At 74.5% G+C, this 14,462-nt stretch carries 8 protein-coding genes; 3 read left to right on the top strand and 5 right to left on the bottom strand.

Annotated elements, in window-relative coordinates:
* Positions 1–56 precede the first annotated feature (56 nt).
* The 3 genes from trmB to OG245_RS17475 all read right to left on the bottom strand — a co-directional run bounded on the left by trmB (position 57) and on the right by OG245_RS17475 (position 3,895).
* Positions 57–878, bottom strand: a complete 822-nt coding sequence (trmB, locus tag OG245_RS17485) for a tRNA (guanosine(46)-N7)-methyltransferase TrmB (protein ID WP_371624449.1) — start codon at positions 876–878, stop codon at positions 57–59.
* The gene (gene lhgO / locus OG245_RS17480) at positions 871–2,127 is read right to left on the bottom strand and encodes an L-2-hydroxyglutarate oxidase (protein WP_371624448.1); all 1,257 of its coding nucleotides are present in this window, start codon (positions 2,125–2,127) and stop codon (positions 871–873) included. The genes trmB and lhgO overlap by 8 nt, the downstream gene beginning before the upstream one ends.
* Before the next feature lie 193 nt (positions 2,128–2,320).
* Positions 2,321–3,895, bottom strand: coding sequence for a sporulation protein (locus OG245_RS17475; protein WP_371624447.1), 1,575 nt, complete (start codon positions 3,893–3,895; stop codon positions 2,321–2,323).
* A gap of 853 nt (positions 3,896–4,748) precedes the next feature.
* On the opposite strand from OG245_RS17475, the gene OG245_RS17470 reads away from it, so the two are divergent.
* Positions 4,749–6,860, top strand: a complete 2,112-nt coding sequence (locus OG245_RS17470; RefSeq protein WP_371624446.1) for an asparagine synthase-related protein — start codon at positions 4,749–4,751, stop codon at positions 6,858–6,860.
* Positions 6,861–6,929: 69 nt separating this feature from the next.
* Here OG245_RS17470 and OG245_RS17465 read toward each other — a convergent pair whose 3' ends face one another.
* Positions 6,930–8,912 (bottom strand): sigma-70 family RNA polymerase sigma factor, encoded by a 1,983-nt coding sequence (locus tag OG245_RS17465; protein WP_371624445.1) that lies wholly within the window; start codon positions 8,910–8,912, stop codon positions 6,930–6,932.
* 562 nt (positions 8,913–9,474) lie between these two features.
* The gene (locus OG245_RS17460; protein WP_371624444.1) at positions 9,475–10,419 is read right to left on the bottom strand and encodes a TetR/AcrR family transcriptional regulator; all 945 of its coding nucleotides are present in this window, start codon (positions 10,417–10,419) and stop codon (positions 9,475–9,477) included.
* A 343-nt stretch (positions 10,420–10,762) separates the two neighbouring features.
* On the opposite strand from OG245_RS17460, the gene OG245_RS17455 reads away from it, so the two are divergent.
* Positions 10,763–12,211 (top strand): NAD(P)/FAD-dependent oxidoreductase, encoded by a 1,449-nt coding sequence (locus OG245_RS17455; protein ID WP_371624443.1) that lies wholly within the window; start codon positions 10,763–10,765, stop codon positions 12,209–12,211.
* A 419-nt stretch (positions 12,212–12,630) separates the two neighbouring features.
* Entirely contained in the window at positions 12,631–14,445 is a 1,815-nt protein-coding gene (locus OG245_RS17450; protein ID WP_371624442.1) for a SpoIIE family protein phosphatase, read from the top strand.
* Positions 14,446–14,462: the final 17 nt, after the last annotated feature.

Genomic DNA, 14,462 nt, shown 5'->3' with positions numbered 1-14,462 from the left:
CCACGGCCGTACGGCGTTGTGTGCGGTGGGCCGATCGCCGAGCGCCGAGCGATGCGTCAGACGCGGGCGAACAGCAGGTCGTGGACGACGTGCCCCTTGTCCAGGCCCTGCCCCTCGAACCGGGTGAGCGGGCGGAACGCGGGGCGCGGGGCGTATCCGCCGTCGGCCGCGGTGTTCTCGAAGCGGGGGTGCGCGGTGAGCACCTCCAGCATCTGCTCGGCGTACGGCTCCCAGTCGGTCGCGCAGTGGACGACCGCGCCGGGCTTCAGCACCGGGGCCACCTGGTCGAGGAACTCGGGCTGGATCAGGCGCCGCTTGTGGTGCCGGACCTTGGGCCAGGGGTCCGGGAAGTAGACCCGCAGGCCGTCGAGCGACTCGGGGGCCAGCATCTCGCGCAGCAGGATGACCGCGTCGCCGTTGGCCACCCGTACGTTGGTGGAGCCGGCCCTGTCCGCGAGGCCCAGCAGATTGCCCTGGCCGGGGGTGTGGACGTCGACCGCGAGGATGCCGGTGCCCGGGTCGTCGGCCGCCATCTGCGCGGTGGCCTCGCCCATGCCGAAGCCGATCTCCAGGACGACGGGCAGGCCGTCGAACATCTCGGCCAGGTCCAGGACGCGCTGTCCGTCGATGTCCAGGCCCCACTTCGGCCACAGCCGCTCCAGGGCCTCCTGCTGGCCGGTCGTGACCCGGCTGCGGCGCGGCTGGAAGCTGCGGATCCGGCGCTCGTGGTGCGAACCGGCGGGGTCGGCGGCGGGGCCGCCGGGGAAGCGGGGCTCCTGGCGCAGTCGGCGCGCGCGCTCGAAGGAGGCGGCCCGCAGTGCGGCGGCTTCGTCGGCGGGGGCTTCGGCGGAGGCGGGGTTCAAGGGCTGCTCAGACACAATGACCGGATTCTACGGCGGGCGGCTTCCACCCCGTCCCCTGAGCCCGGCGCAGCGCGAGCCGTGCCACCTCCCGGCCGATGGGCAGGCACGCCGTCGCCGCGGGCGACGGGGCGTTGAGCACATGCACGGTGTGCGGGGCCTCGCGGATCAGGAAGTCGTCGACCAGCGTGCCGTCCTTCAGCACCGCCTGGGCCCGGACCCCGGCGGGCGACGGGCGCAGGTCGTCCTCGGTGACGGCGGGCAGCAGCCGCTGGACGGCCCGGGTGAACGCGGACCGGGACAGCGAGCGGTGCACCTCGCCCGCCCCGTACCGCCAGTGCCTGCGGGCGATTCTCCAGGTGCCCGGCCAGCTCAGCGTGGACAGCAGTTCGGCGGGGCGGACCTGCGGCCAGGTGTATCCCTCACGGGCCAGGGCGGGGACCGCGTTCGGCCCGACGTGGACGGAGCCGTCGAAGCCCCGGGTGAGGTGGACGCCGAGGAAGGGGAACGCCGGGTCCGGCACCGGGTAGACCAGGCCGCGCACCAGCTCGGGGCGGGCCAGCGTGTAGTACTCGCCGCGGAACGGCACGATCCGCACCCCCGGGTCGTCCCCGGCGAGACGCGCCACCCGGTCGCAGTGGAGGCCCGCGCAGTTGACCAGCACCCTGGCCCGGACGACCGGGCCGTCCGCCGTGCGCACCGCCACGCCCCAGGGGCGCCGGTCTATCGCGGTGACCTCCGCGCCGTACCGCACGACGCCGCCCGCGGCGGTGATCTCGGCGGCGAAGCGCCGGGCGACGGCCGTGAAGTCGCAGACGCCCGTCGTGCCGACCCGGATCGCCGCGAGGCCCCGGACCTCCGGTTCGTACTCCGCGATCTGGGCGGGGCCCAGCTCCCGCACGGGCAGCCCGTGCTCGCGGCCGCGCTGCACCAAGCTGTGCAGCCGGGGCAGCTCGGAGCGCTCGGTGGCGACGATCAGCTTCCCGGTGGTGGCGTGGGCGATGGAGTGCTCGGCGCAGAAGTCCGCCAGCTCGGCGGAGCCGCGCAGCGCGTACCGGGCCTTGAGGGAACCGGGGCGGTAGTAGATGCCGCTGTGGATCACACCGCTGTTGCGGCCGGTCTGGTGGCGGGCGGGGCCGCCCTCCTTCTCCAGGACCGTCACCCGGGTGCCCGGCGCGGACCGCAGAAGCGCGTACGCGGTCGACAGACCGACGATCCCGCCGCCGATCACCAGCACATCGCAGTCGTACGCCGCGTGCGTCATCATCACGCCACCTCCCACCCCGATAGTGCACTGACCCACTGACAACCGGCTCAAACCCCCGCCGGGCAGGGCGTGCCGCACACTCCGCCCGGCGGGTGGCCCGCCGAGCGGCTTCCGTCACCCGGTTCGGTCTGGTTCCGTCTGGTTCGGTCTGGTTCCGCGCTGATCGTTACGGTTCGGCCTTGCCCGGTCCTGTTCAGCCCGGGGTGACCAGCAGGGGGCGGGCCCGTTCCCGCAGCTCCGCTACGCGGGGCTCGTCCCCGTACGGCTCCAGGCGGTGGAGCAGATCGCGCACGTACTCCGTGGTGCGGGCCGAGGAGATCCGGCCCGCGACCTCCACCGCCCGGGTGCCCGCCGCGCAGGCCGCGTCCAGATTGCCCGATTCCAGCTCGGCGACGGCGGAGACGACGAGCCGCAGGCCGTGGCTGCGGACGAACTCCTCGGTCGGCCGGGACAGCGCCTGCTCGGTGAAGCGCCGCACCTGGCGGGGGGCCTTCAGGTCCCGGTAGCACTCGGCGGCGTCGGCGGCGAACCGGTCGTAGCCGTAGAAGCCGAGCCAGGGCGGGTCGGAGTCGCCGGTCCGGGACCGCTCCAGCCAGCTCTCCGCGCCCTTGAGCGCGGCCCCCGCGGCCGGTGCGTCGCCCGCCTTCGCATGGGCGCGGGCCTCCACCAGCCGGAAGAAGCTCATGGTGCGGGCGGTGGCGAGGCCGCGGTTGCGCTCGACGGCCGCCTGGGCGAGGTCGACGCCCTCGTCGGCGAAGCCGCGGTAGGTCGCCTGGAGGGACATCGAGGCGAGGACATAGCCGCCGAGCGGGACGTCCGCGGCGGCCCGGGCCAGGCGCAGGGCCTGGATGTAGTAGCGCTGGGCGGCCTCCTGCTGGCCGGTGTCGAAGGCCATCCAGCCGGCCAGCCGGGTCAGCTCGGCCGACGCGCCGAACAGGGCCCGCCCGACCTCGTCGGTGTACGAGCCGAGGAGCAGTGGTGCGGCGTCGACGCGTAAGCACTCGGGAACCATGGAGGAGCGCCAGTCGCCGCCGCCGTACTTGGAGTCCCAGCGCCGGGCGTCCTGCGCCGCCTCACGCAGCTTCGACACATCGCTGTGCCCGACCCGCAGCGGTGAGGCGTCCGCCACGGCCTCCGGGCCGGGCTGGAGCGGGACGGAGCCCGCCGCGCCGGGGTGGAGGAGGTGTGCGCCCCGGGCGTCCGGAGCGGCGCCCGGTCCGCGGGCGCCGGCCCCGCCGGGGCTCTCGGATCCGCCGCCGCGCGCCCCGAGGACGGCGGCCTGCGCCGCCGTCGGGTCCCGGGCCACCGACGGATCGGCGGGGGTTATCAGCCAGCGCGAGGCGGGCGTCGCGTAGGCGCTCACGGAGAACGATCCCGCCAGGGACTGCCAGATCCCGCCGCCGCCCCGCCGCCCGGCCAGATCCAGCCGGTACAGCTCGGTCGCCGACCGGACCGCCTCGCCCACGTCCCGGGGGAAGGCGAGGCCGACCTCCGGGGCGGGGTCCGCGTCGGCGAGGCCGATCTCGTGCAGCGGGACCGGCCGGCCGAGCTTGGCCCCGATCGCCGCCGCGATGAGATGCGGCGCCGCGCCCTGCGGCACCATTCCCTTGGCGACCCACCGGGCCACCGAGGTCTTGTCGTAGCGAAGTGTCAGACCGCGCTGTGCTCCGAGGTCGTTGACCCGCCGGGCGAGCCCGGCGTTACTGATTCCCGCGAGGGCGAGAACCGTGCCGAGCTTCTCGTTCGGCCCGCGTTGCTCCCTGGACATGCGCCACCCCTCGACACACAGACAGCCGCCGCGTCACCGAGGACGGCGCGCGGCATTCGTACCGATGCCTCCCCAGGTTCGAGCCTCCGTACTCCGCCTGCACACGCATGTGGCCGAGCCCCGAGGAATATGCCCCCCTGCCGAGAACACCAGTAAACACAGCGTAGTTCTCCCTATCCCTACCGTTAAGGGGCAGACGTCCGGATGGCGGGATTGTTGTCCGTGCGGGCGGCCCGGGCCGCCCGGGCGGCGGTGCGCGGGCCGGGGTCCGGCGTGCTCCCGGTGTGTGGCCGTGCGCCTGGCCGTGCGCTCTGGCCCGGCCGTCGCTGTGACGCTTGTCTGGGACCTGCGTGGGTCGGCCCGCTGCACTGGACTCAGTGGGCTGGGGGAAACCGCCGCTCCATTCCCCGCGGGCGGTGGACCGGTCCGGGAGGTGAGGCCCACCTCCCGGACTGTGCGTGGAAGGGTCCGCCGGGGGGCGCGGCACGACATGCGCGCAGGGTGGCGCTTCGAGAGAATGGCCGAATAGCGACGGTCCGGTGAGGGTCTGGCCAACGGTCCGACTATGGCCGGATATCGGCGCTGTTTCCGGGCGGCGCCGGCCCCTCCCCTCCCACGGGGGCGGGCCGGGGCGGCGCGGAGGCCGGAAGGCCCCGCCTCCGCAACTCCCGGAACCGACCGTTCCGTTGCCGTCGCAGCGGTGAGGGCCACACCGGGCCTTTGCCAGGGGCGCATGCTCTTCCGGCGTGCGCTGCCCGTACACCCTCTCCTGCGGCATTGTCGTGGCAGCATGTCCCGCAGCGGCGTTTCGCTCGTCAAGTGCGCCGTTTGTCCACAGCCTGTGGAGGCGGCGATGCGTTGGTTGGTGGGATGGAGCAGTATCGCCGCGAGCTTCGGCACCGTCGGAGCCGTCGGAAACGGCGGAGAGGGGCGCACGGTTCACCCCGTGGGCTCCCAACTCCTGTGGGGAGATCCGGATCCGCTGTGGGCGGTCGGCGACTGGCGGCCCGACGAGATCCGCGTCATCGGCGTCGCGACCCCCGAAGGGGCGCCCACCGCCCGCCTCGCGGTCCTCGGCTGCTGCGGCGCCACCGACGAGCAACTGCGCGTCGGACTGCTCGCCGCACGCGGCGGCGCGATGCGCCATCTCACCGCCTGGCCCGGCAGTTACACCGCCGTCGTGCAGATCGGCCGCCGCATCACCGTCGCGGGCGACCTGGCCGGAGCCCGGCCCGTCTTCCACACCCCCTGGGCCAACGGCACCGCCTTCGCCACCGCCGCCCTGCCGCTCGCCGACCTCATCGAGGCCCAGCTGGACATCGGGCACCTCGCCGCCCTGCTCGCCTGCCCGGAGACCCCCGAGGCCCTCGGCGACGGCACGCCCTACGTGGGCGTGAAGCGGGTCCCGCCGGGCCACGCGCTCATCCTGCGGGAGGGCTCGCGGGAGATCACCGGATACGAGGCCGTCGCCTCGCTCGCCGTCGCCGCACCCCAGGCCGACCCGGTGCACGCCGTGGAGGGCGTACGGGACGCGCTCGTCGAAGCCGTACGCGCCCGGCTCACGGCCCCGCGCCACGCGCCGGAATCCCGGCCGCCGGACCCGGGACCGGTCCCCGGCATGGGCCCCGCCGACCGGCGTGCGGCCCGGGGCGGCCCCGTGGCGGGCATCGGCGCCGACCTCTCCGGGGGCAGTGCCTCCGCCACCCTCGCCCTGCTCGCCTCCGGGCTGCCCGGCCTCCCCGGCACCCTCCTCGGCCACGGCACCGGCGCGGGCGAACGCCTCCTCGCCGTCACCTTCAACGACCTCACCACCCGCGGCAACGAGGACGAGTTGGAGCGCGCCCGCGCCATCGCCGCCAACCCGCGCCTGCACCACGTGGTCGTCGCGGCGGGCGAAGAGGCCCTGCCGTACGCCTCGTTGGAGACCGGCCCGCTCACCGACGAACCGGCCCCCTCCCTCGTCCTCGCCGAACGCCACCGCCGCCGGCTCTCCGCGGGCAGCGCCGACCACCTCGTCGGGAGCGGGGCCCGACAGGTCCTGGACGCCCACCCGGCCCGCCTCGCCGACCTCCTGATGGACCGGCGCAGACGCCACCTGCTGCGCCCCGTCGCCGCCCTGACCAAGGCCGAAGGCCCCACGGCGCACTCCCTGTTCGTCCCGCTGACGGTCTACCGCGCCGCCCGCCGCCTGGCCCGTACGTCGTACCGCACCGGCCTGGAGTCCGCCGCCGGACTCCTCCCCGACGCCAACCGCCACGCCCCCGGCCTCGCCACCCCCGCCGACGCCTCGCTCGCCGCCCTCGCCTGGTCGCGCCCGGGACCGGCGGCGCGCTGGCTGACGGGGGAGGCACTGGCCGAAGTATCGGTTCGCCTCCAGGAGGCGGCGATCCGGCCCACCTCCGTGCAGCGCCCGGGGGAGGCCCGGGCCCGCGCGGCCCTCGCCCGGGGGGCCGCCGACCACCGGATCCTGGAACAGGCCGCGGAGATCCGCAGCCAGCGCCTGCACGCCCCGTTCCTCGACAACCAGGTCGTCCGGGCGGCCCGCGCCCTGCCCGAGTCCCTGCGCGTCCAGCCCGGCGCACGGGCCGCGATCCTGCGCCGGGTGCTCGGCGGGGCGGGCATCCACGATCTGCCGCCCGGCTGGGGCACGCCCTCCCAGGCCACCTCCACCGCCGTCACCCGCACCGGCCTGCGCATCGCGCTGCCCGACCTGATGGCCCTCTTCGACGCGCCGCTGCTGGCCGACGCGGGCCTGGTCGAGGCCCGGGTGGTCCGCAAGGCCCTGCGCGCCGCCTCCGAGGGCGAGCCGCTGCCCCTGGACGGCCTGGCGGACCTGGCCTCCACCGAACTGTGGCTGCGCCGCCTGCTGGCCCGGCGCGGCACCTGCTGGACCGGTACCGCCGCTCCGCGCCAGCGCGCGGTCGCGGGCGGTGTGACCCCCGCCCGGCGCACGCTCCAGCCCTGACCGGAAACGCTTCGGTCCTGGCCGGAAAGCGACACCGGTAAGCGCCGGGCCCGGGGGTGTGCGTACGGCTCAGGCGCAGCTGATCCGGGACTCCGCCCAGTCGGCCAGAGCCACCTCTCCGAACGGCGTCTCCGGCTCCACGACGAGACGGATCGAGGACTGGCCGGCGATGTCCACGCTCACCGGGACGGCGTGATCGCCGCCCTCCAGCACCGGGGAGCGCCACAGCCGGGCCCCGTCCCCGCCGAACACGGAGAAGCGCACGGCGCCGAGCCCCATCGTCAGATCGTCCACGCCGACCATGGCCTCGTAGCGCGCGCAGGACCGGTTCAGCTGGATGGTCACCGAGGAGCGGGCGTGCACGGTCACCCCGTGCGCGTAACGGGTGGAGGCGATGGACACGTTCGAGCGCTGCCAGACCCAGCTGCTCCGCCCCATCACGATCTCCGGCTCGCTCCTGTCGCCGAACACGGAGTACGCCAGCTCGCTGACCTGGTACACCTCCGGGGCGGGCGGGGGCGGAGTGGGCTTCGGCGGCTTCGGCGTCGGCTTCGGGGACGGCGGCGGGCTCGGAGCCGGGGGCGCGGGCTTCGGCGGCGGCTCGGGGGAGGGTGTGGGGCTCGGCGTCGGCTTCGGGGCCGGCTCGGACGGGGCCGGGGGCGGCGGCGCGGGCGGTGCGGGGGCGACCGGAGGCCTCGGGGTCGGCTTCGCGGGCGGCGGGGGAGGCGGCGTGGGCACGGCGGGCGCCACGACCGGCGGCTTCGCGACCGGCTTGGGCTCCGGCTTCGGCCGGTCGTCGCCGACGAGCGCCCACACCAGACCGGCCGCGGCGGCCACCGCCACGGCGGCGGCGATCCCCGCCTTGGCGGGTGCGCCGAGACCTTCGGAGGCGGCCGCGCCTCCGGCGGCCCCACCGGCCGAACCGGACCCGGTGGCCGCCGCGGCGGCCCCCGCCCCGGCCGCCCCGGCCGCGCCGCCGACCACGACGCCGGCGGTCTTGAGCGCATACCCGGCGGCGAACCATCCGATGACCGCGACGGGCAGCAGCGCCGGAATCCCGGCGTTCACATGGTCCAACTCGCCTGCGGCCAAACGGCACTTGGCGCATGCTTCGAGGTGCTTGCGCAGCCCGCGCTCGGCGCGGGTCCGCAGACCGCCCCGGGCGTGGGCGCCGAGCCGGTCGGCGTACTGCGCGCAGTCCCCGCCGGTGGTGAGCGCCTGGCTGACGTGGGCCTGGAGGTAGGCCTGCTTGAGCCCTTCACGGGCACGGCTGGCCAGGACGGCGGTGGCGTTGGCGGTGAGGCCGAACAGCGGGGCGATCTCGCTCGGCGACTCCTCCTCCACCGTGGTGTGCCACAGGACCGCCTGCCAGCGCTCCGGGAGGCTCCGGAACGCCTGCATCGCCATCGTCTGCTCGGCCTCGTGCATCGCGAGGACGTCGGCGCCGAGGTCGAGGGTGTCGTCGGCGGAGAGCTCGGAGGAACGGGAGGCCTGGGCGGCGAACACCGCGAAGTCGTCGACGAGATGCTCACGCTTCGCGCTCTTCGTCCAGGCGGCGGCGACATGGCGGACGGCGGTCATCAGGTAGGCCCGGACCGCTTCCGTCGGGCCTTTTCCGCCCCGCACGGCCTGGAGCGTGCGCGCGAACACCTCGGCCGTCAGGTCGTCGGCGGTGTGCGCGTCCCGGCAGCAGCTGCGGGCGTAGCGCAGGACGGCGCCCGAATGCCGCCGGAACAGCTCCTCGTAGGCCTGGTCGTCGCCGGCGCGCATGTCCTCGATCAACCGGGCGTCGGAGAGCCCGAGACCGGGGGCCCCGCCGCGGCCCGCGCGCTGCTGCGGAACCGCGTGGGCGTCGACCGCGCCGGAGGCGTCCTCCTCGACGACGGCGGGCCACGGGCCGGGCAGGACGGTGCCGCCCTCGGCCGTACCGTCCGACGGGCCGCGCACGGCCTGGGTCGGCACCTGCCCGGCGGACGGCCCGTCCGCCTTCGTGTCCTTGTCCGCCGCCGCGATCTCGCCGAGCGGCTCTTCCTGCTGCTCGTTACCGCTCATCGCGGAAGCCCCCGTAAACACCCTTGGACCCGAATACCGGCCAAGACTGCCACATGGCTCAATCGCGCTGGCGGCTCAGCCCCGCCAACCACTCATCCGGGGCGTCTTCTCGAATGCGAGTACTAGAGGCCCTGCTTTTGGGGAATGACTCTCCGCTGATTTGTCCCCCGGAGCCCGCGCAGCGTTCACCCTCCGGATCCGCCCGCACCGGCCGCCCGCACCGGCCGCCCGCACCGGCCGCCCGCACCGGCCGCCCGCACCGGCCGCCCGCACCGGCCGCCCGCACCGGCCGCCCGCACCGGCCGCCCGCACCGGCCGCGCGCACCGGCCCGTCCGCACCCGCCCGTCCGCACCCGCCCCGTCCCGCCTGGCGCTGCGGGCGGGACGGATGGATGGATGGACCGACGGATGGATGGACGGACGGACGTGGACCGTTGAGAGACCAGGACGACTGATGCGGGACGACCCGTGCGGGACGGCCGACACGGAATCGCCGGTGCGGGATCACCCATGCGGGACGGCCGCCCGATGCCAGGGCGAGTGGGGCCCGGGGCCACCGACGTCACGCCGGACGCGACCTCAGCCCCTCCAGCAGGATGTCCAGCAACCGGGCCGAGGCCGCGGCCTGCTGAGCGGCGTCCGGCAGCGAAGGAGCCGCCGTGGCGATGACCAGCAGCACATCGGCCACCGTCACGTCCCGGCGCAGCTCACCGGAGTCCCGCGCCCGGTCCACCAGCCGCCCCACGACCTCCAGCAGCTCGGCCGCCCCGGTGTCCTCACCGAGGCCGTCGAACCCGTCGGCGCCCCCGGAGCGCCGGCCGACGACGCGGACGTCGTCCTGGCCCACTCCCTGCCGCTGCTGCGGAACGCGGGTCTCGTCCACCGTGCCCGGAGCCGTCGTCGCCCCGGAAGCCGCCGGCGCACCCGGCTCCTCCCCGTCGGCCCCGACCCGCAGCACGTGCGGCGGCAGCAGCCTGCCCGCGCCCGACGCCACGGACGTACGCAGGAAGCGGGAGAGCGCCGACCAGGGCTTCTCCTCCTGCCCCAGCGCCGTACGCGCCTGCTCGGTCAGCCGGGAGGTCTCCTCCTCGGCTATCCGGCGCACCAGCACGTCCTTGCTCGGGAACCGCCGGTAGACGGTGCCCACGCCGACGCGCGCGCGCCGCGCCACGTCCTCCATCGGAGCGCCGTAACCCAGCTCCCCGAACACCTCGCGAGCCGCCCGCAGCACGTGCTCCAGATTGCGCTGTGCGTCGACGCGCAGCGGAGCCGAGCGCGGCGCGCTCGCGGTCCCCGCCACTCCCGTCGTCGCCGTTCCCGACGTCGTCGCCCCGCTCGGGGCGTGTCCGGCCGCGGCCGAACCCATCGTCGCGGCGCTCACCGCCGCCGCGGAACGCACGGCGTCCGCCGAGCTCATGACGCCGAGCGCTCCCACGGAGCCGAGGCGTCCTTGGTCCTCGGACGCGCGCGAGAGCGCAGTCTGGCCATGCTTATCCTGAATATGCATAACTTCCCCCGGTTATGACGTCTCCCCCCGGAGACTTCCCGCCGTTTCGGTCGGGGAGCGGAGCACAACGAAATCCGCACCCGACACCCCGACGGGTTACGAACATAGTTGAGCCCGCGTCAATTCAGAAGGGGGTAGTTCCGCATGGGGCGCCCCCCGATCGGACCAAGATCCGGTCGACACCGGAACATCACCCCTCCACTTACCGCGTGCGTAGCGCCTGACCTGCGCGGCTGTCGCTCCTCGCCTCCCACGCGCCCCGAGGACCGCGAGGAAACCTCCAGTCACACAATTTGCCGGGCCTGTGGACAAACCACTGACTCCGTTGCGTCATGGGGTGGTGATGGCTCCAGATTCCCGGGGGACGACCCCCGGCACCCGGCCAGGTGTGCGCATTCTCGTCGTCGGCGGCGGCTACGTCGGGATGTACACAGCGCTGCGTCTCCAACGGAAGTTGAAGGAGAGACTGAAGAGCGGCGACGCCGAGATCGTGGTCGTCACGCCCGAGCCGTACATGACGTACCAGCCCTTCCTCCCCGAAGCGGCGGCCGGCTCGATCTCGCCGCGCCACGTGGTCGTGCCGCTGCGCCGCGTCCTGAACGACTGCACGATCGTCATCGGCGAGGCCCAGCGCGTCGACCACGCCAAACGGACCGCGACCGTCACCACCCTCGCCACCGGTGAGGACGGCACCGGCGCCCTGGAGATCGCGTACGACGAGGTCGTCATCGCCCCCGGATCCGTCTCGCGCACCCTGCCCGTCCCCGGTCTCGCCGAATTCGGCATCGGTTTCAAGACCGTCGAGGAGGCCATCGGGCTGCGCAACCACGTCATCGAGCAGATGGACATCGCCTCCGCGACCCGCGACCCCGCGATCCGCGACGCCGCTCTGACCTTCGTCTTCGTCGGCGGCGGCTACGCGGGCGTGGAGGCGCTGGCCGAACTGGAGGACATGGCCCGCTACACGGCGCGGTATTACCACAACATCAAGCCGGCCGACCTGAAATGGATCCTGGTCGAGGCCTCCGGACGCATCCTCCCCGAGGTCGGCGAGGCCATGGGCACGTACGCCGTCGGGGAGCTGCGCGGCCGGAACATCGACGTACGCCTCGACACCCGTCTCGACACCTGCGAGGACCGCGTCGCCGTCCTCAGCGACGGCTCCCGCTTCCCCACCCGCACCCTCGTGTGGACCGCGGGCGTGAAACCGGCCCCGCTGCTGGCCGCCACCGATCTGCCCCTCACCGAACGGGGCCGGCTCCGTTGTACCGCCACCCTCGGCGTCGAGGGCATGCCGCACGCCTGGGCCGCCGGCGACGCCGCGGCCGTACCCGATCTGACCGCCGCCGAACCGGGCCGCGAGACCGCCCCCAACGCGCAGCACGCGGTGCGCCAGGCGAAGGTCCTCGCCGACAACGTCCTCGCCTCGGTCGACGGGCGGCCGCTCAAGGAGTACCGACACGCGTACGTCGGATCGGTCGCCTCCCTCGGCCTGCACAAGGGCGTCGCGCACGTCTACGGTCGCAAGCTCAAGGGCTACCCCGCCTGGCTGATGCACCGTGCGTACCACCTCAGCCGGGTCCCGACGTTCAACCGGAAGGCGCGCGTCCTTGCCGAATGGACCCTGTCCGGCCTCTTCAAACGCGAGATCGTCTCCCTCGGTTCGCTGGAGCACCCACGCGCCGAGTTCGAACTCGCTGCGGGCGGCGGCTCCGGGACCTCGGGGCTCCCCGGCCCCGGCCGGCCGAAAGGTCCCGGAGAACCGCCGGACGACCGCCGGACGGACAGCTGACCGACAGCTACGGACAGCTGAGCGACACCACAGGACGGACCCGACAGGACGCACCCGGCGGGACGCACCCGGCACGGCGCCCCGGCCGGGCAGTCGACAAGGGGCTCCGGCCGCACATCTCGCGCATCCGACGAAGGCCGGCAACGGACCGATCCGGGGCCGGAATCGAAGGTCGGAAAGGCGACGGGGCGGCGACTGTCAGTACGGTCGGTCACACTGGACGTGTGACCATAGGTGGGCCCACACCTGCACAGAGTGACCCGGTCGGCAGTGACCAACAGTGACCAGCAGCGACGCACCAACAGAACGACGAGGCCCGGCTGCGCCTTCCCGGGGGCATGGCCCCCGGTGCCCCCGAACACGGCAGAAGAAGCAGCCCGCCCGAGCGGACCAGACCGACACACGAGGCCAGAAATACCGTGAACTTCACGCGTTGGAGCGCCCGCCTTCCCGGAACGCAGCGTCGAGCCGCCGCCCGGGACGACCGTAGTTCCGTGCCGGCGGCCCGAGCCGAGTCCGCCCGGGCGGACAGCTCGCCCGCCCTGCCGGACGACGCCTCCCCGGCGCCCTCCGGACCCGCCTCGACGGAGGCCCTGCCCGGACCCGCCCTCGACGACCTCTCCGCCCGCGAGATCCTCGCCCGGCTCCCCGCCCCCGTCGCCCTGCTGCACGGCCCGGACCACCGTGTCGCGTACGTCAACGACGCGTACGAGGCCGCGTTCGGCCCACGCCCGTGCGGGGTTCCCGCGGCCGAGGCCATGCCCGAGCTGACCCAGCTCAGCGTGGTCCCGCTGCTCGACCAGGTGCTGCGCAGCGGCACCGCCCGGACGGTCAAGTCCCGCAGGACCGCCGAAGGCGGTTCGTACACCGTGACCTGCACCCCCGTCGCCGCCTGGGGCAACACGGCGGACGAGCGAGACGGAGCGGACCAGGGAGGTACGGCGGACAGGAGAGACGGCGAGGGAACGGACAGGGGAGCAGACAAGGAAACGGACAGGGGAGCGGACAAGGGAGGAGACGGCAGGACCGACGCCAGGAGAGAAGGCGGCGGCGTCCTCGTCTACGCCGCCGACGTCACCGACCACGCCGAAGCCGCCGAACGCCTGCGCACCAGCGAGCGCCGCCACCGCGAAACGGCCGTCACCCTCCAGCGCTCCCTGCTCCCGCAGGAGCTGGAACAGCCCGACGACCTCCGCATCGCCGCCACCTACCAGCCGGGCGGAACCGACGCCGCGGTGGGCGGCGACTGGTACGACGTCATCACCCTCGGCGCGGGCCGCACCGCCCTCGTCATCGGCGACGTGATGGGCCGCGGGGTCCGGGCCGCCGCCGTGATGGGCCAGCTCCGCACCGCCGTACGCGCCTACGCCCGGCTCGACCTCCCGCCGCACGAGGTGATCCAGCTGCTGGACGGCCTCGCCGCCGAGATCGACGCCAGCCAGATCGCGACCTGCGTCTACGCCGTCCACGATCCGAACGAGGGGCAGCTCGTCTACGCCTCCGCCGGACACCTCCCGATCCTCGTCCGCGACGAGGACGGCACCGTCCACCGCGCCGCCGACCCCACCGGCCCCCCGCTCGGCACCGGCGGCTGGGTCCACACCTCGGGCACCATCGCGCTGCCGCCCGGCTCCACCGCGGTGCTCTACACGGACGGCCTGGTCGAACGGCGCAGCGAGGACATCGACGAGGGCGTCGCCTCACTGGCCCGCGCCCTCTCGGGCGCCAAGGGATCACCGCAGGTGGTCTGCGACCGGCTGATCCGCTCCCTCGGCGTGACCGCCGAGCACGACGACGACGTGGCGGTCCTGGTGGTCCAGCACCCCGCCCGGACGGGACCGAACGCGGAGCTGTTCCACAACGCCGCGCTCGATCTCCTCGGCGGCATCGAGGCCGCCCCGCGCGCCCGCGCCTTCGCCACCGGGGTCCTGACCTCCTGGCGCTTCCCCGTCGAGCTCCGCGACCTGGGCGTCCTCGCCACCAGCGAGCTGGTCGCGAACTCCCTCCAGCACGGCACCCCGCCGATGCGCCTGGGGCTGCGCCGCACGGACCGCCGCCTGATCATCGAGGTCACCGACGGCGACGACCACCTGCCGCGCCGCCGCCAGGCCGAACCGGCGGACGAGGCGGGACGCGGCATCTCGATCATCGCCTCGATCGCCACCTCGTGGGGCAGCCGGCGCACGCCGGGCGGCGGCAAGGCGGTCTGGTGCGAGTTCGCCCTGCCACGGTGAGCAGGGCGGCCGCACCA

The organism is Streptomyces sp. NBC_01116, from assembly GCF_041435495.1.
In the GTDB taxonomy this organism is placed as follows: Bacteria; Actinomycetota; Actinomycetes; order Streptomycetales; family Streptomycetaceae; genus Streptomyces.
The sequence above is the reverse complement of the archived record's forward strand: the minus strand, read 5'-3'. Positions and strand labels throughout refer to the sequence as shown.

Bases quoted from the DNA above. Each gene is read 5' to 3' on its own strand.
- lhgO (WP_371624448.1), bottom strand. From the start codon at position 2,127: ATGATGACGCACGCGGCGTACGACTGCGATGTGCTGGTGATCGGCGGC.
- OG245_RS17475 (WP_371624447.1), bottom strand. From the start codon at position 3,895: ATGTCCAGGGAGCAACGCGGGCCGAACGAGAAGCTCGGCACGGTTCTC.
- OG245_RS17465 (WP_371624445.1), bottom strand. From the start codon at position 8,912: ATGAGCGGTAACGAGCAGCAGGAAGAGCCGCTCGGCGAGATCGCGGCG.
- OG245_RS17455 (WP_371624443.1), top strand. From the start codon at position 10,763: ATGGCTCCAGATTCCCGGGGGACGACCCCCGGCACCCGGCCAGGTGTG.
- OG245_RS17470 (WP_371624446.1), top strand. From the start codon at position 4,749: ATGCGTTGGTTGGTGGGATGGAGCAGTATCGCCGCGAGCTTCGGCACC.
- OG245_RS17460 (WP_371624444.1), bottom strand. From the start codon at position 10,419: ATGCATATTCAGGATAAGCATGGCCAGACTGCGCTCTCGCGCGCGTCC.